The 23,426-nt window shown below is 74.7% G+C and carries 22 protein-coding genes; 12 read left to right on the top strand and 10 right to left on the bottom strand.

The window, feature by feature from the left end; translation table 11 throughout:
- Positions 1 to 148: 148 nt before the first annotated feature.
- The 4 genes from KPL57_RS36785 (at position 149) to KPL57_RS36800 (ending at position 5,025) form a co-directional block, all read left to right on the top strand.
- Positions 149 to 1,138, top strand: a complete 990-nt coding sequence (locus KPL57_RS36785; RefSeq protein WP_062400202.1) for a 4-(cytidine 5'-diphospho)-2-C-methyl-D-erythritol kinase — start codon at positions 149 to 151, stop codon at positions 1,136 to 1,138.
- Between the two features lie 23 nt (positions 1,139 to 1,161).
- Positions 1,162 to 2,964: an ABC-F family ATP-binding cassette domain-containing protein gene (locus KPL57_RS36790; RefSeq protein WP_226355143.1), complete on the top strand. Its 1,803-nt coding sequence runs from the start codon at positions 1,162 to 1,164 to the stop codon at positions 2,962 to 2,964.
- Positions 2,965 to 3,241: 277 nt separating this feature from the next.
- Complete coding sequence (locus KPL57_RS36795) at positions 3,242 to 4,201, top strand: ATP-binding cassette domain-containing protein (RefSeq protein ID WP_226355144.1); 960 nt, start codon at positions 3,242 to 3,244, stop codon at positions 4,199 to 4,201.
- The gene (locus tag KPL57_RS36800; protein WP_226355145.1) at positions 4,198 to 5,025 is read left to right on the top strand and encodes an ABC transporter permease; all 828 of its coding nucleotides are present in this window, start codon (positions 4,198 to 4,200) and stop codon (positions 5,023 to 5,025) included. Before KPL57_RS36795 ends, KPL57_RS36800 begins: the two co-directional genes overlap by 4 nt.
- A 21-nt stretch (positions 5,026 to 5,046) precedes the next feature.
- Here the strand turns inward: KPL57_RS36800 and KPL57_RS36805 are convergent, their stop codons facing one another.
- The 3 genes from KPL57_RS36805 to KPL57_RS36815 are packed head-to-tail and all read right to left on the bottom strand — an operon-like array spanning position 5,047 to position 10,401.
- Positions 5,047 to 8,130: a BTAD domain-containing putative transcriptional regulator gene (locus tag KPL57_RS36805; protein ID WP_226355146.1), complete on the bottom strand. Its 3,084-nt coding sequence runs from the start codon at positions 8,128 to 8,130 to the stop codon at positions 5,047 to 5,049.
- Between the two features lie 49 nt (positions 8,131 to 8,179).
- Positions 8,180 to 9,004, bottom strand: a complete 825-nt coding sequence (locus KPL57_RS36810; protein WP_226355147.1) for an LLM class F420-dependent oxidoreductase — start codon at positions 9,002 to 9,004, stop codon at positions 8,180 to 8,182.
- Positions 9,005 to 9,033: 29 nt separating this feature from the next.
- Positions 9,034 to 10,401: a dipeptidase gene (locus KPL57_RS36815; RefSeq protein WP_226355148.1), complete on the bottom strand. Its 1,368-nt coding sequence runs from the start codon at positions 10,399 to 10,401 to the stop codon at positions 9,034 to 9,036.
- 89 nt (positions 10,402 to 10,490) lie between these two features.
- Between KPL57_RS36815 and KPL57_RS36820 the strand changes: the two genes are divergently transcribed.
- Positions 10,491 to 12,173 carry a fatty acyl-AMP ligase gene (locus KPL57_RS36820; RefSeq protein ID WP_226355149.1) on the top strand — a complete coding sequence of 561 codons (1,683 nt, stop codon included), beginning with the start codon at positions 10,491 to 10,493 and terminating at the stop codon, positions 12,171 to 12,173.
- Between the two features lie 61 nt (positions 12,174 to 12,234).
- On the opposite strand, the gene pth is transcribed toward KPL57_RS36820, so the two are convergent.
- The 5 genes from pth to KPL57_RS36845 form a co-directional block, all read right to left on the bottom strand.
- Positions 12,235 to 12,828 carry an aminoacyl-tRNA hydrolase gene (gene pth / locus KPL57_RS36825; RefSeq protein ID WP_226355150.1) on the bottom strand — a complete coding sequence of 198 codons (594 nt, stop codon included), beginning with the start codon at positions 12,826 to 12,828 and terminating at the stop codon, positions 12,235 to 12,237.
- Positions 12,825 to 13,523: a 50S ribosomal protein L25/general stress protein Ctc gene (locus KPL57_RS36830; protein ID WP_226355151.1), complete on the bottom strand. Its 699-nt coding sequence runs from the start codon at positions 13,521 to 13,523 to the stop codon at positions 12,825 to 12,827. Before KPL57_RS36830 ends, pth begins: the two co-directional genes overlap by 4 nt.
- 184 nt (positions 13,524 to 13,707) lie before the next feature.
- Complete coding sequence (fmdA, locus tag KPL57_RS36835) at positions 13,708 to 14,961, bottom strand: formamidase (RefSeq protein WP_178374498.1); 1,254 nt, start codon at positions 14,959 to 14,961, stop codon at positions 13,708 to 13,710.
- An 89-nt stretch (positions 14,962 to 15,050) separates the two neighbouring features.
- On the bottom strand, positions 15,051 to 15,335 hold the full coding sequence (locus tag KPL57_RS36840; protein WP_226355152.1) for a zinc ribbon domain-containing protein: 285 nt from the start codon (positions 15,333 to 15,335) through the stop codon (positions 15,051 to 15,053).
- A 97-nt stretch (positions 15,336 to 15,432) separates the two neighbouring features.
- On the bottom strand, positions 15,433 to 16,530 hold the full coding sequence (locus KPL57_RS36845; protein WP_226355153.1) for a substrate-binding domain-containing protein: 1,098 nt from the start codon (positions 16,528 to 16,530) through the stop codon (positions 15,433 to 15,435).
- Positions 16,531 to 16,602: 72 nt separating this feature from the next.
- On the opposite strand from KPL57_RS36845, the gene KPL57_RS36850 reads away from it, so the two are divergent.
- The gene (locus KPL57_RS36850) at positions 16,603 to 17,088 is read left to right on the top strand and encodes a MarR family winged helix-turn-helix transcriptional regulator (RefSeq protein WP_226355154.1); all 486 of its coding nucleotides are present in this window, start codon (positions 16,603 to 16,605) and stop codon (positions 17,086 to 17,088) included.
- 128 nt (positions 17,089 to 17,216) lie between these two features.
- Here the strand turns inward: KPL57_RS36850 and KPL57_RS36855 are convergent, their stop codons facing one another.
- Together KPL57_RS36855 and KPL57_RS36860 are read right to left on the bottom strand one after the other, a co-directional pair.
- Positions 17,217 to 18,416, bottom strand: a complete 1,200-nt coding sequence (locus KPL57_RS36855; protein ID WP_226355155.1) for a site-specific integrase — start codon at positions 18,414 to 18,416, stop codon at positions 17,217 to 17,219.
- The gene (locus tag KPL57_RS36860; RefSeq protein WP_226355156.1) at positions 18,416 to 19,069 is read right to left on the bottom strand and encodes a helix-turn-helix domain-containing protein; all 654 of its coding nucleotides are present in this window, start codon (positions 19,067 to 19,069) and stop codon (positions 18,416 to 18,418) included. The genes KPL57_RS36855 and KPL57_RS36860 overlap by 1 nt, the downstream gene beginning before the upstream one ends.
- Positions 19,070 to 19,182: 113 nt before the next feature.
- On the opposite strand from KPL57_RS36860, the gene KPL57_RS36865 reads away from it, so the two are divergent.
- From KPL57_RS36865 to KPL57_RS36890, 6 genes are all read left to right on the top strand, one after another.
- Entirely contained in the window at positions 19,183 to 19,383 is a 201-nt protein-coding gene (locus KPL57_RS36865; protein WP_226355157.1) for a helix-turn-helix domain-containing protein, read from the top strand.
- Positions 19,380 to 19,556, top strand: a complete 177-nt coding sequence (locus tag KPL57_RS36870) for a hypothetical protein (RefSeq protein ID WP_226355158.1) — start codon at positions 19,380 to 19,382, stop codon at positions 19,554 to 19,556. Before KPL57_RS36865 ends, KPL57_RS36870 begins: the two co-directional genes overlap by 4 nt.
- On the top strand, positions 19,541 to 21,097 hold the full coding sequence (locus KPL57_RS36875) for an AAA family ATPase (RefSeq protein ID WP_226355159.1): 1,557 nt from the start codon (positions 19,541 to 19,543) through the stop codon (positions 21,095 to 21,097). The genes KPL57_RS36870 and KPL57_RS36875 overlap by 16 nt, the downstream gene beginning before the upstream one ends.
- Positions 21,098 to 21,424: 327 nt before the next feature.
- On the top strand, positions 21,425 to 21,637 hold the full coding sequence (locus KPL57_RS36880) for a hypothetical protein (RefSeq protein WP_226355160.1): 213 nt from the start codon (positions 21,425 to 21,427) through the stop codon (positions 21,635 to 21,637).
- Positions 21,634 to 22,671 carry a hypothetical protein gene (locus KPL57_RS36885; RefSeq protein ID WP_226355161.1) on the top strand — a complete coding sequence of 346 codons (1,038 nt, stop codon included), beginning with the start codon at positions 21,634 to 21,636 and terminating at the stop codon, positions 22,669 to 22,671. The genes KPL57_RS36880 and KPL57_RS36885 overlap by 4 nt, the downstream gene beginning before the upstream one ends.
- A 6-nt stretch (positions 22,672 to 22,677) precedes the next feature.
- Positions 22,678 to 23,403 (top strand): hypothetical protein, encoded by a 726-nt coding sequence (locus KPL57_RS36890; protein WP_226355162.1) that lies wholly within the window; start codon positions 22,678 to 22,680, stop codon positions 23,401 to 23,403.
- The last annotated feature ends 23 nt before the right edge of the window (positions 23,404 to 23,426 follow it).

Here is a 23,426-nt window from a genome sequence, read left to right on the forward strand (position 1 = left end):
GGAGGGTGAGCCCCGGGTGGGGTCGAGGGGCCCGGGCGGCGGGGCGCCCCGGGCAGGTGAGTCCGGGAAGCCGGCCCGGCCGGTGAGCCCGGCCACCCCGGATGCCGGGCGGCGGCGGCCCGTCCCGCGCTGCCCGTAGGGTTGAGCGGTGCTGTCCGCCGTGCCGCGACCGGTCACCGTCCGGGTTCCCGCGAAGATCAACCTGCACCTCGCCGTGGGCGGGGTGCGGCCGGACGGCTTCCACGACCTCGTCACGGTGTTCCACGCCGTCAGCCTGTTCGACGAGATCTCCGTCGAGCAGGCGCAGGAGCCCGCGCTGGAGGTGCACGGCGACGGCGTCGCCGAGGTGCCGCTGGACGCCACCAACCTGGCCTGGCGGGCGGTCGAGCTGCTCGCGGAGAAGGCCGGGCGCGCCCCGGACGTGCGGGTGACCCTGCGCAAGGGCATCCCGGTCGCGGGCGGCATGGCGGGCGGCTCCGCGGACGCGGCGGGCACGCTCGTCGCGCTGTCATCGCTGTGGCGGCTGGAGCTGGGCCGCGACGAGCTGTCCGAACTGGCCGCCGAGCTCGGATCGGACGTCACGTTCGGTCTGCACGGCGGCACCGCGCTCGGCACCGGCCGTGGTGAGAAGATCATCCCCGTGCTCGCCCGGCACCGGCTGCACTGGGTGATCGCGCTGGCCCGCGGTGGACTGTCCACACCCGCGGTGTTCTCCGAGCTGGACCGGCTGCGCGGCGACGGCCCGATCGCCGAGCGACCGGTCGAGCCCGTCCTGGAGGCGCTGTCCTCCGGGGACCCGCGCCGGCTCGCGCTCAACCTGGGCAACGACCTGCAGGTCGCCGCCGTCTCGATGGCCCCGGACCTGCGCCGCACCCTGCGTGCCGGGGTCAACTCCGGCGCGCTCGCCGGGCTGGTGTCCGGGTCGGGGCCGACGTGCGCGTTCCTGTGCGCGGACGCCGACTCCGCCGTCGAGGTCGCGACCGAGCTCGCCGGCATGGGGGTGTGCCGGACGGTGCGGGTCGCCCACGGCCCGGCCGGCGGCGCCCGCATCGTCGACACCTCCGAGACCGGCGGCGACCACCCCCCCGACCGCGGCGGTCCCTCGAGCTCCGGCTCGTGGCCCCCGGTCCGTGCCTGACCTTCCCGACGGTGGAGACGTAGTTGCCCGAGAACCTGCTCAACCTGGAGAACGTCACCGCGCACGTGCCCGGTGACGCCTCCCGCGTCCTGCTCGACGGCGTCTCGCTCGGCGTCGAGCGCGGCGACCGGATCGGCGTCGTCGGCCTCAACGGCGGCGGGAAGTCGACCCTGCTCGACGTGATCACCGGCGACCGCCCCGTCGAGGGCGGCCGGGTCAGCCGCCTCGGTGGCCTGCGGATGGCGCACCTCGTGCAGCACGACCGCTTCCCGGCCGGGTCGACGGTGCGCGACATCGTCCTCGCCGAGTACGGCGCCGACCACGAGTGGGCCGCCGACGCCCGGGTCCGCGACGTCCTCGACGGGCTCGCCATCTCCGACATCGAGCGGCCCACCGATGGTCTGTCCGGCGGCGAGAAGCGCCGGGTCGCGCTCGCCGCGGCGCTGATCGGGGAGCTCGACCTCGTCGTCCTCGACGAGCCCACCAACCACCTCGACGTCGAGGGCATCGGCTGGCTCGCGACGCACCTGACGGCGCGGCGGATCGCACTCGTCGTCGTCACCCACGACCGCTGGTTCCTCGACACCGTCTGCACCCGGACCTGGGAGGTCGCGAACGGGCGCGTCGAGTCCTACACCGGCGGCTACGCCGACTGGGTTTACGCCCGCGCCGAGCGCGGCAGGCAGGCCGACGCCGCCGAGCAGCGCCGCCGCAACCTGGCCCGCAAGGAGCTGGCCTGGCTGCGCCGCGGCCCGCCCGCCCGGACCTCGAAGCCCCGCTACCGGATCGAGGCCGCGGAGGCCCTGATCGCCGACGTGCCCGCGCCGCGCGACACCGTCGAGCTGATGGCGTTCGCGACCAACCGGCTCGGGCGCACCGTGCTGGAGCTGGAGGACGCGACCGTCTCCGTCGCCGGGCGCACCCTGCTCGACGGCGTGACCTGGCGGCTCGGCCCGGGCGACCGGGTCGGCATCGTCGGGATCAACGGCTCCGGCAAGACGACGCTGCTGCGTGCCCTGTCCGGGGAACGCGCGCTCGACTCGGGCAAGCGCGTCCAGGGCAGCACCGTGAAGATGGCGCAGCTGTCGCAGGAGCTCGTCGACCTGCCCGCCGAGATGCGCGTGCTGGAGGCCACCGAGGCCGTCGCCAAGTACGTGCGGTTCGGCAAGCAGGAGATGACCGCGTCGCAGGTGCTGGAGCGGCTCGGGTTCCCCGCGGCCCGCCAGTGGACCCCGGTCGGACGCCTGTCCGGTGGCGAGCGCAGGCGACTGCAGCTGACCCGGCTGCTGATGGACGAGCCGAACGTCCTGCTGCTCGACGAGCCCACCAACGACCTGGACGTCGACACCCTCGCCGGGCTCGAGGACCTCCTCGACGGCTGGCCGGGCACCCTGGTGGTCGTCAGCCACGACCGGTACCTCACCGAGCGGGTCTGCGACCAGGTCGTCGCCCTGTTCGGCGACGGGCACCTCACCCACCTGCCCGGCGGGATCGGCGAGTACCTGACCCGCCGTGCCGCCACCGGCCACGGCCCCGCCGGGGCCGCCCCGACCGCTCCGGTACCGGCCGGGGCGCCCGTCGCACAGGCGGCCGGGCCGAAGGCGAGCGCCGCGGAGCAGCGGGCCGCCCGCAAGGACGCCCAGCGCCTGGAACGACGGATGGGGCAGCTCACCGCGCAGGAGGAGAAGCTGCACGCCCGGCTCGCCGAGGCCGCCACCGAGCCCGGCCGGCTGATGGAGCTGGACCGGGAGCTGAAGGCCGTCGTCGCCGAGCGCGAGAGCGTCGAGCTGGAGTGGCTCGAGGCCGCCGAGCGCGCCGAGGGATGAGGGGTCTCTCCTACCCAGGTAGGAGAGACCCCGGGTAAGAGATCAGTAGTTCGACCGATCCGCGGCCCCCGGGTGCGCGGATACCGTCGTACTCGCGTCACGGCGGGCTGGGGAGCCTCGCCGGGGCGCGGGGGGAGAGACGGGCCGGTTCCGTCGCCACAGTCGGGGGGTGGCGACGGGACCGGGCTCGTGGCGGTGAGTCCGCCGCCCGCGGCTGTCACCGCGGTGCCAGCGCCGTACCAGGGCCGTGTCAGCGCCCAGGCGCACGCTCATCGGCATGAACACTCCCGCTATCGAGGTCGACGGCCTGGTCCGGACCTTCGGTGACGTCCGCGCCGTCGACGGGATCTCCTTCTCCGCCGGGCGCGGACAGGTCCTCGGGCTGCTCGGCCCCAACGGCTCCGGCAAGACGACGACCGTCCGCATGCTGGCCACGCTGCTCCCGCCCTCGGCGGGCCGGGCCGCGGTGCTCGGCCGCGACGTCGTCGGCGACGCCGCCGGGGTCCGCTCCCTGATCGGCCTCACCGGCCAGTACGCCGCCGTCGACGAGGCCCTGACCGGCCGCGACAACCTGTACCTGATCGGCAGGCTGCTCGACCTGCCGCGCCCGGCCGCGCGGGCCCGCGCCGTCGAGCTGATCGACCGCTTCGGGCTCACCGACGCCGCCGGGCGCCGCGCCGGCACCTACTCCGGCGGCATGCGCCGGCGGCTCGACCTGGCCGCGAGCCTCGTCGGGCGCCCCGAGGTGCTGTTCCTCGACGAGCCCACCACCGGGCTGGACCCGCTGCACCGCAACGAGGTGTGGGAGGCCGTGCGGCGGCTCGCCGAGGACGGCGTCACCGTCCTGCTCACCACCCAGTACCTGGAGGAGGCCGACCAGCTCGCGCACGACCTCGTCGTCCTGGACCGGGGGCGGGTCATCGCCTCGGGCACGGCCGCGCAGCTGAAGTCCCGGGCCGGCGGGCGACGCCTGCACGTGCGCCCCGAGCTGCCGCGCGAGGCGCCGCTGGTCGCCGCCGTCGTCGCGCAGGAGGCCGGCGCCGAGCCGACGGTCGAGCCGTCCGGGGAGGTCACCGCGGCCGTCGCCGACCACGGCGCGCTGCGTCGCACCGAGGACCGGCTGGTGGCCGAGGGCGTCGCCGTCGCCGAGATCGGTCTGCGGCTCCCCAGCCTCGACGACGTCTTCCTCTCCCTCACCGGCCACGCGGCCGAGACCACCTCCGGAGGCCCCCGATGACCGCCACCCTCGAGACCCCGCCCACCACCCCGCGCTCCGGCCGGGCGGCCGGCTCCGCCCCGCTGCTGCCCTCGACGGTGCGGCACGGGCTGTCGCTGGCCCGCCGCGGGATCGTGAAGACGATCCACTCGCCGGAGGCGCTGATCGACGTCACGCTGCAGCCGGTCATCTTCCTGCTGCTGTTCGTCTACGTCTTCGGCGGCGCGATCGCCGGCAACAGCACGGAGTACCTGCACTACGCCCTGCCCGGCGTCCTGCTCCAGACGGTCGTGTTCGCCTCCGCGGGCACCGGCGTGGGCCTGGCCGAGGACCTCAAGACCGGGATCTTCGACCGCTTCCGCAGCCTGCCGATCTCCCGCGCGGCCCCGCTGGTCGGCGCGATCGGCGCGGACCTCGTCCGCTACGTGACCTCCGGCGTGATCATGCTGGTGTTCGGGTTCGCGCTCGGCTACCGGACCCCGGCGGGTCCGTTCGGGATCCTCGCCGCGTTCGGGCTGGTCGTCGCGTTCGCGTTCGGCCTGTGCTGGGTGTTCACCGCGCTCGCGATGGTCGTGAAGCAGCCCCGCTCGGTGCAGGGACTGTCCGCGCTGATCATGCTGCCGCTGACGTTCGCCAGCTCGGTGTTCGTCCCGACGCAGACGATGCCCGGCTGGCTGCAGGGCTTCGTCGCGGTCAACCCGGTCTCGCGGACCGCGGACGCCGTGCGTGCCCTGCTCGACGGCGCGCCGGCGGGTGGTGCGGCGACGGTGTCGCTGCTGACGTCCGCGGGCCTTGTCGTGGTCTTCGCGCCGCTGGCCGTCGCGCTCTACCGCCGCCGCACCTGAGGGCGCGCGGCGGTCCGGCGCTCACGGTGTAGGGGGCGCGTCCCGGGGGAGGGCCCGGCCACGGTCGACCGCAGCGTCGGCCGCGGCCGGGCCCAGCCGTGCGCGGACCCCCTCCAGCGTCGCGACGACCTCGGGCAGACCCAGGTGCAGCGCCCCCCGGCGGGCCAGGGCGACGCCGAGCAGCTCACCGGCCCGCTCCGCGTCCCCCGCGTCCAGCGCCCACCGTGCGGAGGTCTCGGCGACCAGGCCGAGGATCGGCCCGTCCTCGCTGGCGACGGCGGACCGCCCGGCCTGCTCCAGCCGTTCGCGGGCGTCGTCGGGACGTCCGAGGGCGAGCAGCGCGGCCGCGATGAGCGCGTGCGTCGACGCCTCCCGCTGCAGCCGTCCGGGGCCGGGCCGGGCCGGCACGTCGGACTCCTGGAGCAGGTCCAGGGCCTCCTGCGGCTTCCCGAGCCGCAGCTCGACGTCGGCCCGGCCCCACCGCAGGCCGAAGTCCGCACGGGGGTCGTCGACGATGTCCTGGTCGAAGGCCAGGCGGAGGTGCTCGCGGGCCTCGGTCTCGTCGCCGTCGCGGGCGGCGAGCCGGGCGAGCTGCAGGTGGAACTGGGGGACGTCGTCGGCGTTGCCCAGCTCGGCGGACAGCGCGACCGCCTCGGTCCAGGCCCGGCGGGCGGCGTCGGTGTCCCCGGCGTAGTCCTCCAGCTCACCGAGTGCGAACGTCGTCATCCCGAGCCCGAAGCGGTCCCCGGTCCGGGCGAACAGCTCGTGCGCGGCCCGCAGCCGGACCCGCTGCACGTCGAGGTCGCCGGTGTTCTCGGCGTACGCGGCGATGATCTGGGACGCCGTCGCCCGCAGCCACGGCTCGCCGTCGCCGTCGGCGATGGCCACGAGCGCGGAGCGGTCACCGTCACCGAACAGCAGGCCCGTGGGCCGGGCGAGCTCGACCACCGGGTGCCGCGGCTCGGGCAGCTCCGGCCACAGCGCGACGACGGCGGCGAGCTCCGCCCGCGCCGCGCCCGGCTCGTCGCCGAACCCGATGTGGACCGTCGCCCGGATCGTGCGGGCGAACGCGACCGCGGCGGCCGGCGCGTCCGCCGGGACCGTCGCGACCCGGTCGGACCAGCGCTTCAGCGACCCGAGGTCGCCGCGGACCATCCAGCTCCAGCCCAGTGCCGCGAACAGCCGGTGCGCCCGGGGACCGTCGCCGGCGTCGACGGCGCGGTCCAGCGCGCGGACGGCCTCGCCCTCCACCCGCCGGACGACGGCGAGCTGGTCGAGCTGGTCCCCGGTGCGCAGCCGCGGCTCCCCGGGTTCCAGCACCGCGAGCAGGTGGTCGGCGTGCGCCGCGGTCACGGCGTCGTGGTCCGGCGCGTCGGCCAGCCGTGCGGCCGCGTACTCGCGGATGGTCTCCAGCATCCGGTAGCGGGTCGCGCCGTCCTCGGCGCCGTCGACCGGGACGACCAGTGACTTCTCGACCAGCGCCGGGAGCAGGTCGAACGCGTCGTCGCCGCAGACGGCCTCGACGGTGCGGGCGTCGACCGGACCGGCGAACACCCCGAACCGGGTCGCGAGCGCCCGTTCGGCGGGGGAGAGCAGGTCCCAGCTCCAGTCGACGACGGCCCGCAGCGTCTGGTGGCGGGGCAGCGCGGTCCGGGCACCGGTCACCAGCAGCCGGAATCGGTCGGCGAGCCGGTCGGCGATCTCGGCCGGGGTCATGCTCCGCACCCGGGCCGCCGCGAGCTCGATCGGCAGCGGCTGACCGTCGAGCCGACGGCAGATCTCGGCGACGGCCCGGGCGTGGGCGGCCGGGTCGAGGTCCGGCCGGACGGCGACGGCGCGTTCGGCGAACAGCCGCGTCGCCTGCGCCGGGTCCAGCGACCCCAGCGGGTGCAGGACCTCGCCCGGCACACCGAGGGGCTCCCGGCTGGTCGCCAGCACCCGCAGCCCGGGCAGCCGGGCGAGCAGGTCGTGGACGAGGTCCGCGACGTCGTCGACCAGGTGCTCGCAGTTGTCCAGCAGCAGCACCAGCTCGCGGCCGGTCAGCGCCGACACCAGCCGTGCCCTGGCGTCCGGACCACCGCGGTCCGCGACCGACAGCTCCGGCCCGCCGACGGCGTGCAGCGCGGCCGGGACCACCTGGTCGCCGCCGGTCAGCGCGGCCAGCTCGACCACGGCGACGGCCGTACCGACGTCGCGCACGGCCTCCTGCGACAGCCGGGTCTTCCCGGCCCCGCCCGGCCCGACGACGGTGACCAGCCGCGTCGAGCCGAGCAGCGCCCGTACCCGGTCCAGGTCCTTCTCGCGGCCGACGAACGAGGTGAGCGCCACCGGCCGGGTCCGCTCCGGCGGCGGTCCGGGTCGCCGTGCGGGGCTCGCGGTGGCGGGCGGGTCGTCGCGCAGCAGCTCGGTGCGGGTCCGCAGCAGCTCCGGGCCCGGGTCGACGCCGAGCTCCTCGGCCAGTGCGGTGCGGGTCCGGTCGAGCACGGCCAGCGCGTCGGCCCGCCGTCCGGTCGCGTGCAGCCCGCGGGCCAGCGCGACGGCCGTGGTCTCCCGCAGCGGCTGCTCGGCGAGGATCGCGGTCAGCGCGTCCAGACCTGCCGTGGGCGCGCCGGCCGCGAGCCCGCGGGCGGCCAGCTCCTCGGCGGCGCCCGCGCGGGCGTCGGTGAGCCGGGTGGCGGCCGGTGCGGCGAACGCGAGCCCGTTCAGCCCGCCCAGCGGCGGGCCGTGCCACAGGTCGAGGGCCTCGGTGAGCAGGGCGCGGGCGCGGTCGTCGTCCGGGTCGGCCGCCGCGGTCCGGCGCAGTGCGGCGAACCGCAGCGCGTCGACCTCGTCCGGGTCGACGGCCAGCAGGTAGCCGCCGGTGGCCGACCGCACCCGGTCGGCGCCGATCGCGCGGCGCAGCCGGGTGGCGAGGGACTGGAGCGCGTTCGCCGTCGACGGCGGGTCGTCACCCCACAGCGCGTCGACCAGCGTCGCGGTGTCGACCGGGTGCCCGGCGTCGAGCGCGAGCCGGGCGAGCAGACCCCGCACCCGAGCGCCGGCGGGCAGCAGCTCGCGCCCGCCGGCGTCGGTGAGGGAGACGGGGCCGAGCAGCCGGATCGACATCACCGGCCATTCTGCCCCGCAACGGCCACCGGTTTCCGGCCGACCGAGGTCAGCTCGACCGCCGGACCACCTGCGCCAGCTCGTCCAGCTTCGTCAGGGTCTCGGACTCCGGCAGGGTCGGCAGCAGGAACGTCACTCGCTCGACGCCGACCTCGGCGTAGCCGGCGACGACGTCGGGGTCCGGCTTCCCGCCGAACACCGTGGTCGGTACGTCCGGCTTGCCCCGCTCGGCGAGGTCGTCGCGGACGCGGCGGATCTCGTCGAAGGAGGTGTGCGAGCGCGGGAGCCAGCCGTCGCCGACCTCGGCGAGCCGGTTCAGCGCGGCCTCGCTCTCCCCGCCCAGGTAGATCAGCGGGGTGCGGACCGGCTTGGGCCAGGAGAAGGACCGCTCGACGTCGAGGTGCTTGCCGTGGAACTCGGCCTCGTCCTCGGTCCACAGTGCCCGCAGCGCGTGCAGCTGCTCGGTCATGAGCGGCCCGCGGGTCCTCGGGTCGACGCCGTGGTTGCGCATCTCCTCGCGGTTCCACCCCGCGCCGACGCCGAACAGCAGCCGCCCGCCGGACACCAGGTCGAGGCTCGCGGTCTGCTTGGCGGTGTGGATGACGTCGCGCTGCGGCAGGAGCACGATCCCGGTGCCCAGCAGCAGGTCGGTGGTCGTCCCCGCCATCGCGGTGAGCGCGACGAACGGGTCGAGGGTGCGGTAGTAGACCCGCGGGAGGTCGCCCCCGCCGGGGTAGGGCGACTCCCGGCTGGTGGGGATGTGCGAGTGCTCGGCGAGGAACACCGAGTCGAAACCGCGTTCCTCCAGCGCCCGGCCCAGCGGCCCGGGACGGATGCCCTCGTCGGTCACGAACGTTGCGATGCCGAACTTCATGACCGGCGGGTACCCGTCGGGCCGGACCGTCACGCCCGGCCGGCGAGCCGGTCCAGCAGCAGTGCCTCCGCGAGCACCCCGCGCCCGAACATGCCCAGGTGCAGGCTCTCGTCGATGCCGTGCCAGCGGCTGGCCGGGTCCCCGACCCCGGTGACCAGCACCGCCGCGCCGGGGAAGGTCCGCGCGAACTCCGCGATGAACGGGATCGATCCGCCGATGCCGGTCTCGACGGCGTCGTTGCCGTAGGCGGCGGAGAACGCGGCGCGGGCGTGGTCGTAGACCTCGCCGGCCGAGGACAGGCTGAACGGCTCGGCGACGCCGTGGCCGGGCGTCACCGACACGTGCGCGCCCCACGGGACGTTGCTCTCCAGGTGCTCCGCGAGAGCGCGCTGGGCCTCGCGGGCGTCCTGGCCGGGAGCCAGCCGCATGCTGACCATCGCGCGGGCGCGGGGGAGCAGCACGTTCGAGGCCTCGGCGACCTTCGGCGCGTCGATCGCCAGCACCGCGACGGCGGGCGCGTGGTTGGTCCGGTCCGGGATCGAGCCGGTGCCGAGCAGCTCGACGCCGTCGAGCAGGCCCGCGTCGGAGCGGTAGGTGGCCTCGTCCGGGTCGGGCGCGTCGGAGCTGCCGCGCACCAGGCCGGGGACGGCGACCTCGCCCTTGTCGTCGTGCAGGGTGGCCAGGGTGCGGCACAGCGCGGTCAGCGCGTCCCCGATCGGGCCGCCGTAGACCCCGGAGTGCACCGGACGCTCCAGCATCGACACCTCGACGACGACGTCGACCAGGCCGCGCAGGCTGGTGGTCAGCGCCGGGACGTCGACGGCCGGGTTGGCGGCGTCGGCGATCACGATGACGTCGGCGGAGAGCTTCTCGCGGTGCTCGGCCAGGAGCGCGGTCAGCGTGGGGGAACCGGACTCCTCCTCGCCCTCGATGAACAGCACGACCCCGACCGGCGGCCGTCCCTCGTAGGCGCGGAGCACGGCGAGGTGGGTCATGACGCCGGCCTTGTCGTCGGCGGCGCCACGGCCGTAGAGCCGCCCGTCGCGCTCGGTCGGCTCGAACGGCGGGCTGGTCCACGCGTCGTCGCCGCCGGTGGGCTGGACGTCGTGGTGGGCGTAGAGCATGACCGTCGGCATGCCCTCGGGTGCGGGCCAGTGCGCGACGACGGCCGGGGCCCCGCCGTCGGCGGAGATGATCTCGACCGAGGCGGCACCCGCGTCACGGGCCAGCGTCGCGACGGCGTCCGCGGAGCGGCGGGTGTCCTCGGCGTGTGCCGGGTCGGCCCAGATGCTCGGGATGCGGACCAGCGCCTCGAGGTCCGTGCGCGCGCCCGGGAGGACGGCGTCGACGGCGGCGGAGAGCGCTGCGGGAGCGGGGTCGGTGTGCGGCTCGGCCATGCGTTCGGATGCTACGCGCGCCCGGCGCGGTCGCACCGGTCGCCGATCGTGCCGCCCCGCACGGGCGGTTCGTCGCTACATTCGGGCCCATGTCCCGATTCCTGGCGACGTTGCTGGAGTCCGCGACCGTTCCCCACGGGCTCGCCCGTGGGATGACGACGGGGGAGCCGCGCGATCCCGTGCGGCGTTCCTGGGCGGAGGTGCACGAGACGGCCCGCGGGATCGCGGACGCCCTGCGACGCCCCGGCGACGACGGCGGCCCGGCCCTGCCGTTCGGCGGCGCCGTCGGGGTGCTGGCGGGGGAGCCCGCGGCGATCGCCCCGGCCGCGCAGGCGGTGTGGCTGTGCGGCGGCAGCGTGACGATGCTGCACCAGCCGACCCCGCGCACCGACCTGGCCGAGTGGGCCGCCGACACGGTCACGACGCTGACGATGGTCGACGCCGCGATGGTGCTGCTCGGCCCGCCCTTCGACGCCCTCGCCCCGGTCCTGACCGAGCGCGGTGTCCCGTTCCGGATGCTCGACTCGCTGACCGGTGACCCGGCCGCGTTCGTCGCGGACGCCGCCGTCGCCGACGAGGGCGACACCGCGTTGCTGCAGCTCACGAGCGGTTCCACCGCGGCCCCGAAGGCGGTGCGGATCACCCACGCGAACCTGCACGCCAACATCGGGGCGATGGTGACCGCGTCCGCTCTGGACGTCGCGACCGACCGGATGGTGTCGTGGCTGCCGCTGTTCCACGACATGGGGATGGTCGGGTTCCTGACCGTCCCGATGACGGTCGGGCTGGACCTGGTCACCGTCACCCCCGCGGACTTCCTGGGCCGCCCGCGGCTGTGGGCCGAGCTGATCTCGAAGTACGGGGGCACCGTCACCGCGGCCCCGAACTTCGCCTACGCCGTGCTGGCCCGCCAGCTCGCCCGGGTCGACGACGGCGCTCTCGACCTGTCCTCGCTGCGGCTGGCGCTCAACGGCGCCGAGCCGGTGGACCCGGCGGCCGTCGCGGCGTTCACCGACGCCGGCGCCCGCTTCGGGCTGCGACCGGAGTCGGTCCTGTGTGCCTACGGGATGGCCGAGACCGCGCTCGGGGTGTCCTTCGCGCCCGTCCACACCGGGCTGAAGGTGGACCGGGTCGACGCCGAGTCCCTGGAGGCGCACCGGCGCGCCGAGCACGCGGGCACCGGTCCGGTGCGGGAGTTCCCCGAGCTGGGACCCCCGCTGCCCGGGATCGAGGTGAAGGTCGTCGGCAGCGGTGGTCGCGTGCTGGGCCCCCGGGAGGTCGGGGTGCTGCACCTGCGCGGCGACGCCGTGACGCCCGGCTACCTCACCGTCGACGGCCCGGTGTCCACCCAGGACCGCGACGGCTGGTTCGACACCGGCGACGAGGGCTACCTGACCCCGGACGGCGCCGTCGTCGTGTGCGGGCGCACCAAGGACGTGATCATCATGGGTGGGCGCAACATCTACCCGACCGACATCGAGCGGGCCGCCGGTGCGGTCGAGGGCGTGCGCGCGGGCAACGTCGTCGCGGTCCGGATCCCGGCAGGTGACGGGCGGCACCGGGAGTCGTTCGCCGTCGCCGTCGAGGCGAAGGGGGCCGACGGCCCCGAGGCGGTGCGTGCCATCCGCGACGACGTGATCCGCCGTGTCGTCTCCGCGGTGGGGGTGCGGCCGGCCGAGGTCGCGGTGCTGGCGCCGGGGAGCCTGCCGAAGACGCCGTCGGGGAAGCTGCGCCGCGCCGCGACGGCGGACCTGCTCACCGCCCGCCGCTGACCCGGACGCACGGGAGCCCCGGTCCCTGTGGAGGGACCGGGGCTCCCGTGGACGACGGGGCTTAGCCCGACAGCGGGTGGAACCGGTTCTGCGCCGGCTCCAGGCCCTCGGACAGCAGGGCCTCGGCGGCGTCCGCGGCGAGGTCCAGACCGAAGTCGAGCTCCTTGTTCTCCACGCCGGAGAACCGCTTGAGCACGTAGTCCGCCGGGTCCTGACGACCCGGCGGCCGGCCGATGCCGAACCGCACGCGCAGGTAGTCCTTCGTGCCCAGCGCCTTGCTGATCGAGCGCAGGCCGTTGTGCCCGCCCTCGCCACCGCCGCGCTTGAGGCGGACCACGCCGAAGTCGAGGTCCAGCTCGTCGTGGACGACGATCACCTCGGTCGGCGGGATCGAGAAGTACTGCACGAGCCCGGCCACCGGGCCGCCCGAGAGGTTCATGTACGTCCGGGGGACGGCCACGGTCACCGGGCGACCGGCGAGCCGGCCCTGCGCGATGTCGGAGTTCGACCGCTTGTGCGCGGAGAACCGGCCGGCGCCGGCCCGCGTCGCCAGCAGTGCGGCGACGCGGGTACCGACGTTGTGCCGGGTGCCCTCGTAGTCCGGACCCGGGTTCCCGAGTCCGACGACGAGGGCCGGCCCCGGCACGGGGCTCACTTGTCGGAGGACTCGGAGTCGCCCTCGGAGTCCGCGGAACCCTCGGCGGAGTCGCCCTCGGCCTCGGCCTCGGCGGCCTGCTCCTCGTCGGACGGCTCCTCGACCACACCGGCGCCCTCGGCGTCGACCTCGGCCTCGAGGTCCTCCTCGGTCGGGGCCGGGACGACCTGCACGACGAGGTACTCCTCGTCGGTGCGCAGCTCGACGCCACCGGGGAGCTTGAGGTCCTTGGCGAAGTACTGGGTGCCGATCTCCGCGTCCTCGATGGAGACCTCGATGTTCTCCGGGATGTTCAGCACGTCGGCCTCGACCAGGACGGTGTTGAGGTCCTGGGTGACCAGCGAGCCGGGGACGGCCTCGCCGGTGACGACGACGTCGAGCTCGACCTCGACCTTCTCGCCACGCTTGATGACGAGCAGGTCGACGTGCTCGATGTAGGGGCGCAGCGGGTGCACGACCACGGTCTTGGTCAGCGCGAGCTGCGGGGTGCTGCCGTCGACGTCGAGCTCTAGCACGGCGTTGCGGCCCTGCTCGCGGACGACCGCGGCGAACTGCAGCGACGGCAGCGACAGGTGGACGGGGTCGGTCCCGTGGCCGTAGAGGACGGCGGGGATCTTGCCGGCGCGACGGGTGCGACGGGCGGCGCCCTTGCCGAACTCGGTCCGGGTCTCGGCGGGAATGCGGGTCTGGGCCACGGGAACTGCTCCTCGAACTGTCTGCGGTGGAAGGCGCGCGCGGCGAGGAGCCGACCGGGATCGGCCCACGTCGATCACGGCGGGTCAAGGTGCACCCGCCCTCGCCGCGGAGATGCCGAGAAGAGTACGCCAGGCCCGTGGCCGTCCCGGGGCCAGCCCCCGGGACGACCGCGGAACCCGCTGGTCAGGCCGCCGAGTGGGGGACGCCCTGGCCCGGGTCGATGCGGTGCGGGCCGTTCTTGCCCGGCTTGACGTCGAAGTCGAAGATCCCGGTCGGCAGGTAGACCGTCGAGCACGAGTTCGGGATGTCGACCACGCCGGACAGCCTGCCCTCGATCGGCGCCGCCCCGAGGATCATGTAGGCCTGGATCGGGGAGTAGCCGAAGTTCGTCAGGTAGTCGATCGCGTGCAGGCAGGCCCGCTGGTACGACAGGTGCGAGTCGAGGTAGCGCTGCTCGCCGTCGAGGGTGACCGAGGTGCCGGAGAACGCGATCCACTCGCTGTACTGCGGGTCGGTGTTGCCCGGCACGAAGATCGCGTTCTCGGAGACGCCGTAGGTCGCCATGCCGCCCTTGATGACGTCGACGTGCAGGTCGATGAACCCGCCCATCTCGATCGCGCCGCAGAAGGTGATCTCGCCGTCGCCCTGGGAGAAGTGCAGGTCGCCCATCGACAGGTTCGCGCCGTCGACGAACACCGGGTAGAAGACCCGGCTGCCCTTCGTGAGGTTCTTGATGTCCTGGTTGCCGCCGTTCTCCCGGGGCGGTGCGGTGCGCGCGGCCTCCGCGGCGGCCCGGTCGAAGTCGGCGCCGGTCAGCGAGCCGAGGATCGCCGAGTCCGGGTTCGGCGGCAGGGCCAGCGGCGGCACCCGCTCCGGGTCGGTGTCGATCAGCGCCTGCTCGCGGGCGTTCCAGCGGCCGAGCAGCTCGGGCGACGGCGCCGTCCCCATCAGCCCGGGGTGGACGATCCCGGTGAACGACACCCCCGGGACGTGCCGGGAGGTGGCCGTCCCGCCCTGGAAGTCCCAGATGACCTTGTAGGCGTCGGGGAACTGCTCGGTGAGGAAGCCGCCGCCGTTGCGGGTGGCGAACACGCCGGTGTAGCCCCAGCCCTGCCCGGCCAGCGGGCCGGAGTCCTCCTGCGGGATCGGCCCGACGTCGAGGATGTCGACGATCAGCAGGTCGCCCGGCTGCGCCCCCTCGACGGCGATCGGCCCGGACAGCACGTGCACCCCGGCGAGCGGGGCGTTCAGGATGTCGTCGGCGGAGTCGTCGTTGTGGATGGCGCCGTCGAACCACTCGCGGCAGTCGACCCGGAACGTGTCCCCGGGCTTGACGTGGACCTGCGCCGGGATGTCGGGGTGCCACCGGTTGTGGCCGGTCAGCTGCTGGTCGGTGAAGGTCTTGGTGCTGTCGAGGGGGAAGACGTTCCTGGGCATCGGACACTCCCGGGGTCGGTGCGGACGCGGGCGGGGCGGACGGGGTGCAGCGGTCGGTGCGGCGGTCGGTGCGGCGCGGGGCGCCGCGGTCAGGGACGCGGCAGACCGCGGGTGGCGGGGTGCAGCGGCGGCCCGCCGGGGCGCAGCGGGCGCGGCGGCGGCGCGGAGACGACCTGCGGCTCGTGGGCGGTGGCCGTGGTGCGGTCGATCAGGGCCATCCGGCCGCGGTCGGCGAGGCCGACCATCGGTGCGGTGATGACGCGCGGGGACTGCTCCCCGCAGGTGGGGCAGCGCGCCGTCGCGGGGGCGCTGCCGATCGGGTGCCGTTCCTCGACGGGGCCGTCGGCCCCGCACCGGTAGACGTAGAGCGCCACGGTCGTACCTCCCGGCACGCCGGGCGACCCGACATGCATCCGAGGAAATATTTTCCTGGGAAAGTACGACCGACGGGCCGGGGTGTCAACGGACCCGTCAGAGTTGCTGGACGACGTCCCAGGCCACCCCGTCGGCGACGGCGAGGAACACCTGCTGGCGCAGGTGCCGCCCGTGCACCTCGACGGTCCCGCGCGGGCTCTCGTAGGCCAGCCCCTCGGCCACCGCGGTCATCGCCGGGACCTCGGGCGACCCGGCCCGGCGCATGAGCTCGGTCAGCAGCCGGACGCCCTCGTAGCAGGACTCGCCGAGGCTGTTGAGCACCGGCGCGTCCGGGCCGAAGCGGTGGGCGTGCGCGGCCGCGAAGTCCAGCCCCGACGCCGTGCCCAGGTCCTCGAAGTAGCCGGCCGAGGTGAGCAGGCCGCGGGTGTTCTCCGGGCCCGAGGCGAGCAGCACGTTCTCCTCGATCAGCGAGCTGAACCGCAGGATCTCCCGGTCCAGCCCGAGGGCGCAGAACGCCCGGTTGAACTCGACGGCGTCGTTGCCGATCAGCAGCATCAGGACGGCGTCGCAGCCGCTCGCCTCGACCCGGTGCAGCACGCGCGAGAAGTCCTCGGTGCCCAGCGGCACGTACATCTCGTCGCAGACCGTCCCGCCGATCCGGCGCAGGTGCTCGGTCGCGACCTGCGCGGACCTGCGCGGCCACACGTAGTCGTCGCCGACGATCGTCCAGCGGCGCACCCCGGCGGCCTCGGCGAACCAGCTCAGCGACGGGCCCAGCTGCAGGTCCGGGGTCTCCCCGGTCAGGAACAGCCCCGGTCGCTGCTCACCGCCCTCGTACAGGGCGGTGTAGGCGTAGGGCACCCGCCCGCGGATCCGGGGCGCGACGGCCTCGCGGACCGCCGAGATGTGCCAGCCGGTGACCGCGTCCACGGCCCCGGCGCTGACCAGCGCGTCGAGCTCCGCGGCGACGACGGCGGGTGGCGCGCCGCCGTCGACCGGCACCAGGTTCAGCTCCCGGCCGAGCACCCCGCCCGCGGCGTTGACCTCCTCGGCGGCCAGCGTCGCGCAGGTCTCGCAGGACGGGCCGAAGATGCCCGCCGGACCCTGCAGCGGGACGACCAGCGCCACGTTGAGCACCTCGCTCCCGCGCGCCGGCACCGCCGTCGCGCGCCCGGGGTCCGGGAACGGAGTCATGCAGGTGACGCTATCCATCGTGGCGTCGCCCACCTAGCGCCTCGTCGGAAAACGTCCGGTTACGATGCGCTCATGTCGGAGCCCGCGGAGCACGTGCGGCCGTCCGGGGACGAGTCGCTGCGCCTGCTCTGCGCGGTGGGCCGGACCATGGACCAGGAGCTCGACGAGGCCCTGCGCGGCTGCGGGTCCGACGTCGACCAGTGGCGGGTGCTCGGCCTGCTCGCCTCGCGCGGCGGCTGCACGATGAGCGTGGTCGCCGAGCACGCGCTGCTGCTGGCGCCGCGGGCGACCAAGCTCGTGGACCGGATGACCGCGGCGAACCTCGTGCACCGCAGGCCCGACGTCGTCGACCGGCGCCGGGTGCTCGTCGTCGCCACCGAGCGGGGCCGCGCGGCACTCGCGGAGTGGGACGCCGCGGCGGCCGGGGTGCTGGACCGCTACCGGGACCTGCTGGGCACCGACGCCGCCCTGTTCGACGACGTGCTGCGCCGGCTGCAGGACGCGACCGGGCGGGCCGGGGCGCCGGGTCTGGCCGGGCTCGCCACGACCGAGGGCTGAGGCGGAACGACCGACGGCGCCCCACCCGCGGTGGAGCGCCGTCGGCGGACGTGCGGGGTGCTCAGGCGTTGCCGTCGAACAGCAGTACCCGAGCAGGAACAGCGCCCTGACCAGGGCAGACACGGCTCTCATGATCCACCGGGCAGTGCCCGGGCAGTGGGAGCCTGCGCAGCGGCCCCTCGGGACGTCGTCCACGCGGCGTCGATCGCCTTCCGCGCGACCTCCTCCGACCCCGGCATCAGGTGCCCGTAGGTCGTCAGCACGAGGGTCGCGTTCTCGTGCCCGAGCAGCTCGGCCACGGCGACCGGGCCGGACCCCGACGCCAGCAACAGCGACGCGAAGTGGTGCCGCAGGTCGTGCGTCGTGACGTGGGTCGGCAGCGCGGCCGGCGCGTCCTTCCCGGTTCGGCGCGCCTCGGCCGTCGCCTCCGCGATCCGCTCCCGCACCCGGGCAACGGTCCGGGCGAACACCTTGTTGGCGTACCAGTCGTGATCGATCGGCAGCCCCGACGCCGTGTGGAACAGCAGCCCGTCGGCGGCCGGGTCGAACTGGCGCAGGTGCTCGGCGAGGGCCTGGGCGACCATGTCCGGCAGCGGCAGGGTGCGGCGGGACCGAGGCGTCTTCGGCTCGACCCGGGCCCGGGTGTCCCGCTCGATCTGGTGCTCGACCCGGGCGGTGCGCCGCAGGAAGTCGACGTCCTGCACCCGCAGCGCCAGCAGCTCACCGATCCGCAACCCGAGACCGGCTTGCGTGAGGACCATCGCCCGGTACCGCGCCCCGATCTCGTCGTGGAGCGCGGCGACCTGGTCGACGGTCAGCGGCACGATTCGCTCCCGCTCGACGCGGGGCAGGGTGATCTTGATGAACGGTGACGCGGGGATGACCCGGTCGAGCACGGCGGCGTTCAGCGCCGACCGCAGCAGACCGGCCAGGTTCCGCACCGTGCGCGGCGCGAGGACCGCCGACCGGTCGGTCACCCACCCCTGCAGCTCGGACGGCTTGAGCGCGGCGACCCGGCGCGTGCCGATGGCGGTCGCCTCGATGTGGTTCACGATGTCGGACTCGACCCGCTCGGCGGTGCGGCGCTTGTGCCGGCGGGTGGCGACGTAGGCCCGGACCAGCTCGGTCACGGTGGTGTCGTCGGTCGGGTCGACCCACTGGCCGCGGTTGACCGCGGACTCAAGCTCGACGAGCTTGCGCTGCGCGATGACCTTCGTGTCGTAAGCACCGCCGTCACGCTCCCGGCCGTCGACCTGGTACTTGACCTGCCAGCGCTTCCCCTTCCCGCGCCGGGCGGGATCACGCCAGCGGTCCCGAATGTGGCCCATCAGTCACCGATCTCGTTGAAGACCGGCACACCGAGCTCGGTGCCCCGCTGGCGGACGAGCTCCACATCGCTCGCCGTCAGCGGCAGTGGCGCATCGAACTTGCTCATGGTGTTCACGGTCGCCCGGATCATCTTGAGAACCCGTCGCTGCTGCTCTTCGTGCCACTGCTGCGCCGGATCGTCGGCACTGGCCGCAACGGGTGCCGGCTCCCGGAGGTGCACCATGCAGTCCTCGATCTTCAGGCCGGCCTCGATCAGCTCGAACATCGGACTGACTGCGCCAGGCGGGCCCCACGACAGGCGGCCGTCGTTGAATCTCGGTCGCCGCAAGCCGACGCTCCAGAACAGTGCGTCCCACGCCTGAATGCTGTGTGCGTCGGTGATGTCGACCCGTCCGTGTCGCGGATCGGCGAGCAACAGGAGCGGCGGCAGATCGAACACCAGCGATAGGCCGAGCAGCTCGGAGACGCTCAGCGACCCCCGCTTGCCGCTCTCCAGCTTCGCGACCGTTGTGCGGCTCCAGCTGAGGCCCTGCTCGGTCATTCGTGCGCCCAGATCGGTCTGGCTCAGGCCCCGAGCATCCCGTAGCTGGCGCACGCGGAGGCCAAGGCTCCGGGTCAGTGCGTCAGGGCCGCCCGGCGTCGACTGCGTCATATCGAAGCACAGTAGCTAAGGATTGACGCGGCGCATAGCCCCATGTCACAGTTCGTCGTGCTGCGTCGTATCGCCGCAGCGATGCTTCGGTACGACGCAGTAGTGGAGGCGGGATGGACCTGCAGGCGACGAACGATCTGATGCGGGAGACCGAGACGGCTCAGCTACTCGATCTTGCGCCCGCGACGTTGCGCAACATGCGATCCCGGCGGGAGGGCCCGCCGTACATCCGAGTGGGCCGGTCGATCCGCTATTCCCGGGTGTCGGTGCAGAAGTGGCTGAGCGAGCAGACGGTCCGCGGCGGTGCGGCATGAGCCCGCCCCGGAACGACGACGGGGCCGCCGGTCACCACCCGGTCGGCCCCGCCCACTCGATCGCTGCGACCACCTGCGAGCCGTCTCAGCGCGGCCACGATACCGCGGCGGCGGCCCCGATGGGCCTGTCGACCAGCGGGGACCTGGAGACCGACGCGTGGCCGCGCCTCTGAACGACGACGACAACGTCGAGCAGCTGCCGCCAGCCGACGTCCAGGCCGAGCGCGCCGTGCTCGGCTCGGCGATGTACGGCGTGCACCTGCTGGACGAGGCGGCCACGGTCGTCGCGCCCGTCGACTTCTACGCGCCGGCGCACGGGCCGCTGTTCGCGGCGATGCTCGCCATGCGCTCCGCGGGCCAGCCGGTCGACGCGGTCACCGTTGCCGGTGGGCTCGACCCGGCTGTGCTCCGTGCTGCGGGCGGCGCTCCGTACCTGCACTCGTGCATGGAGGCAGCGGCCGTGCCGTCGAACGTGCGCTACTACGCGGAGATCGTCGCGGACAAGGCGGCCCGCCGTCGGCTGATCGACCTCGGCACACGCATCCGGCAGCTCGCCCGGGTCGACGTCGACGCGGTCGCCGACGTCCTCGACCGTGCCCGGAAGCTGCTCGATGACGTCCCCGCCGGTCCCCGGTCGGCGGCTCGCCGGGAGCTGCGCGAGACCGTAGCTTCCGACGTCGTCATGCGACGGCAGCGGTGGCTGTGGGACGGCCGCATCGTGGTCGGCGGACTGACCCTGCTCGCCGGCCGCGAGGGACTGGGCAAGTCGACCGTCGCCGTCGACCTCGCCGCCCAGGTCACCCGCGGCACCCTGCACGGCGAGTTCCGCGGGCACCCCCGCTCGGTGATCTACGTGCACACCGAGGACGCCCGCGACCTCACCATCGTCCCCCGGCTCGTCGCTGCCGGTGCCGACCTGAGCCGCGTCATCTTCCTCGACGCCGTCACCGCCGCCGGTCACGACGCCCCGCTCGTACTCCCGACCGACACCCGCACGCTCGCCGAGCGCATCACCGCACGCGACGTCGCCCTGGTCGTGCTCGACGCGGCAACCTCGGTCATCGACGGTGCACTCGACGGTGACCGGGACCGGCAGATGCGTCAGGGCCTGGAGCCCATCAGCCGACTCGCCGCCGAGACCGGCACCGCGGTCCTGGGCATCGTGCACTTCGGTAAGCGCGAGTCCGGGGACACCGGGAAGCTCATCCTGGGCTCGATCGCCTGGTCCCAGGTCGCCAGGTCCGTGCTCGCCGTCGCCCGAGACTCCAGCACCGACGACCTCGTCATCACCGCGACCAAGGCGAACCTGGCCCCCGGCGACGCCCCGTCCCTCGCCGCCCGCCTGGTCCCCACCGACGTGCCGACCGACGACGGCCCGACCTCCGTCGGCCGGATCGAGTGGACCGGCGAGACCAACCAGCGCGCCCAGGACCTCCTGACGACGCCGACCGACGGCGAAGAACGCTCCCTGATGGACGAGGCGAAAATCTGGCTGACCGGCTACCTGTCCGACCCCCAGCGGTCCGGCAGCGCCAACGCCGGCGACCTGCTCCGCGACGCCCAACGCGACGGGTACAACTCGCGCCTCATGCAGCGCGCCCGCAAGCAGGTCGACGTGACGACCGAGCGCCGAGACGGCCACTGGCAATGGACCCTCGACCGTGCCAGTCAAGGCGACACCACGGTCCAAGGCGACAAGGGGTCGACCTCGTGACCTGCGTAGATGACAAGACGACAACACGACGTGCGCGCATGTCGCCTTGTCGCCTTGTCGCCTTACCCCTCCGGGACAGTGCTCGATGACCGCCCCGGAAGACCTCGACGGCGACCGCGTCGAGCACGTCCGCGGGCCGCTCCCTAGACCGCATCCGCCGTCCTGCACCGGCTGGACGACTCCGCCCGGGGCGGACCGTCCCCGCGCGTGCCCGGTGTGCCGTCCATGGCTTGCGGGTGAGCGTCCTCGGCCGCCGACGGAGGCGGAGCTGGCCGAGGCCCGGGCTCGGCGCCCGGACCGCCCGATCCATGAGAGGAGGCGCCGCTGATGAGCGCCCGCGAGTTCATCGAGCAGCAGATCGAGGCGCGCGGCCCGTGGGCCTGCCCGGACTGCTGGCCCGAGGTCCGCGTCATGCAGACCACCGAGTGCCCGCCGCGCATCGTGCTGGAGACCAAGCACGGCGTCGGCTGTACCGCGGTCGCCCAGTACCTGTGCGACCCGGTCCCTGACCTGTTCCCCGACGGAGGTACCCCCCGATGACCAAGACCCGCACCACCACCACGACCACCGCCGCGGTCCCCGACGACGCCGAGCTCGACACCGACCCGACCGCGGTCGCCGAGCCGGTACACCGCGCCCGGTCCGCCGGCCGGATCGCCGCCGACACCCTCGGCCACATCACCAGCCTGGACGACGACCGCGTGGCCGCCGCCCGCCACGCCTGGCCGCTGCTGACCGACATGCTGCTGCCGGAGCTGGCCGGCCTCGGGATCGCGACCCCGCCCGGAGTGCAGCGAGTCCTCGACCTGGCCGCCGAGACGCGCGAGTTCGCCGCCCGCGAGTCCGACTTCCCGGCATGGCTGGCCGACCAGGACACCGCGGACCTGACCCCCGCCGCGATGTACGAGGCCTACCGCGACCGGCGCGCCGCGGGGGACCGGGACGTGCTGGCCGCGGTGGACTGGGAGCTGCTGAACCGGGCGCTCGACGCGCTGGCCGCCGCGGCCGACGACATCACCGTGGAGCTGCGCGGCCACTTCGACGGTCCCGCCGCGACCCTCGCCGAGGGTGTCGCCGCCGGCCTGCACGAGGGCCTGCGCGCGGAGACCGCGATCGGCGACGACCGCCTGGTCCACCACTGGCGCGCCTTCACCGCGGCGGTCCCGAACGCGGCCCGGATCCACGCCGTGTACCACCGGCTGCTGCTGGTCGCCGGGTTCGTCCTCGCCCCCGGCGAGCGAGCCCTGACCTCCGGGGTGGAGTGGATGCGCGCCTCCGTCGACGGCCCGGTGGAGCTGACCCTGCCGACTCGCCGGCAGACCCCGCCGTCGGAGCCCGGCCACCTCGGCCGGGTCTCGGCCCGGTCCGGCACGGCCGCGGACCTGCACCGCGCGAAGGAGATCGGGTTCGAGCGTGAGCGCGCCGAGGTCGCCGCGGCCCACGAGAAGACGATCGAGGGCCTGGCGCAGTGGCTGGTCGGCAGCCCCGCGGACCTGGTGGTCCTCGACGAACCCGCCCCCGACCCCGCCGTGGCCGCCGCCGACGGCACCCCGATCCCCGTAGTGAAGGTGTGACCCCTGATGCCTGATGACGCACAACACGCCCGCCGCCGCGACCGCCTGCACCGCATGCTCGACGCCGGCTTCCCGCAGGGCACGGCCGTCGGCCTGCACGTCGACGACGGCCGCGGCCCGGCCACCGCGTCCGGCCCAGGGGCGCCGCGGATGACCACGCTCGGCCCCGAGGCCGCCGCGGTCGTGCGCAAGCGCCTGGGCCTGCCCGCCGACGCCGACGGTGACCAGGTGTACGCGGCGCTCATGGCCGCCACCGAGAACAGCAGCACCCCCACGGCACCGGCCGCGCCCGCCGCACCGTCACCGGGCCCTGTGTCGCCGCCCGCCGCGCCGCCCGCACCCGCCCCGGGTGGGGAGCCCGCCGCACCCGCCCCGGGGACCTCAGCGGCCGACGACGTCGTGACGATCTCCCGCGGTGTGCTGGAGGAGCTGCAGGCCGCGGCGACCCCGGCCGGGCAGGCCGAGCGACGGACCCGCGCCCACGCCGAGGAGATCGTCGACGCCGCGATCCGCCGCGGCGCGATCGCCCCGGCCGCCCGCGCGGCGTGGCTGGCGACCGCGACCGCCGACCCGCAGGCCGGGGTGCCCGCCACGATCGAGGCAACGCTGCGCTCGATCCCGAACAGCGCCGCCGTCCCGCTCGAACCGATTGGACACGCCGGCACCGGGCAGTACACCGGGTCGACCGACGCCATCCGCGCGGACCCCGCCTACCAGGACTGGACCATCTGACCCCAGACCACGCGACCACCTCG

This window comes from Pseudonocardia sp. ICBG601 (genome assembly GCF_020496245.1).

What these genes read in the sequence shown, in the direction of transcription:
- KPL57_RS36795 (WP_226355144.1), top strand. Translation starts at nt 3,242, where the DNA reads ATGAACACTCCCGCTATCGAGGTCGACGGCCTGGTCCGGACCTTCGGT.
- KPL57_RS36800 (WP_226355145.1), top strand. Translation starts at nt 4,198, where the DNA reads ATGACCGCCACCCTCGAGACCCCGCCCACCACCCCGCGCTCCGGCCGG.
- KPL57_RS36805 (WP_226355146.1), bottom strand. Translation starts at nt 8,130, where the DNA reads ATGTCGATCCGGCTGCTCGGCCCCGTCTCCCTCACCGACGCCGGCGGG.
- KPL57_RS36810 (WP_226355147.1), bottom strand. Translation starts at nt 9,004, where the DNA reads ATGAAGTTCGGCATCGCAACGTTCGTGACCGACGAGGGCATCCGTCCC.
- KPL57_RS36815 (WP_226355148.1), bottom strand. Translation starts at nt 10,401, where the DNA reads ATGGCCGAGCCGCACACCGACCCCGCTCCCGCAGCGCTCTCCGCCGCC.
- KPL57_RS36820 (WP_226355149.1), top strand. Translation starts at nt 10,491, where the DNA reads ATGTCCCGATTCCTGGCGACGTTGCTGGAGTCCGCGACCGTTCCCCAC.
- fmdA (WP_178374498.1), bottom strand. Translation starts at nt 14,961, where the DNA reads ATGCCCAGGAACGTCTTCCCCCTCGACAGCACCAAGACCTTCACCGAC.
- KPL57_RS36845 (WP_226355153.1), bottom strand. Translation starts at nt 16,530, where the DNA reads ATGACTCCGTTCCCGGACCCCGGGCGCGCGACGGCGGTGCCGGCGCGC.
- KPL57_RS36850 (WP_226355154.1), top strand. Translation starts at nt 16,603, where the DNA reads ATGTCGGAGCCCGCGGAGCACGTGCGGCCGTCCGGGGACGAGTCGCTG.
- KPL57_RS36855 (WP_226355155.1), bottom strand. Translation starts at nt 18,416, where the DNA reads ATGGGCCACATTCGGGACCGCTGGCGTGATCCCGCCCGGCGCGGGAAG.
- KPL57_RS36860 (WP_226355156.1), bottom strand. Translation starts at nt 19,069, where the DNA reads ATGACGCAGTCGACGCCGGGCGGCCCTGACGCACTGACCCGGAGCCTT.
- KPL57_RS36865 (WP_226355157.1), top strand. Translation starts at nt 19,183, where the DNA reads ATGGACCTGCAGGCGACGAACGATCTGATGCGGGAGACCGAGACGGCT.
- KPL57_RS36870 (WP_226355158.1), top strand. Translation starts at nt 19,380, where the DNA reads ATGAGCCCGCCCCGGAACGACGACGGGGCCGCCGGTCACCACCCGGTC.
- KPL57_RS36880 (WP_226355160.1), top strand. Translation starts at nt 21,425, where the DNA reads ATGAGCGCCCGCGAGTTCATCGAGCAGCAGATCGAGGCGCGCGGCCCG.
- KPL57_RS36885 (WP_226355161.1), top strand. Translation starts at nt 21,634, where the DNA reads ATGACCAAGACCCGCACCACCACCACGACCACCGCCGCGGTCCCCGAC.
- KPL57_RS36890 (WP_226355162.1), top strand. Translation starts at nt 22,678, where the DNA reads ATGCCTGATGACGCACAACACGCCCGCCGCCGCGACCGCCTGCACCGC.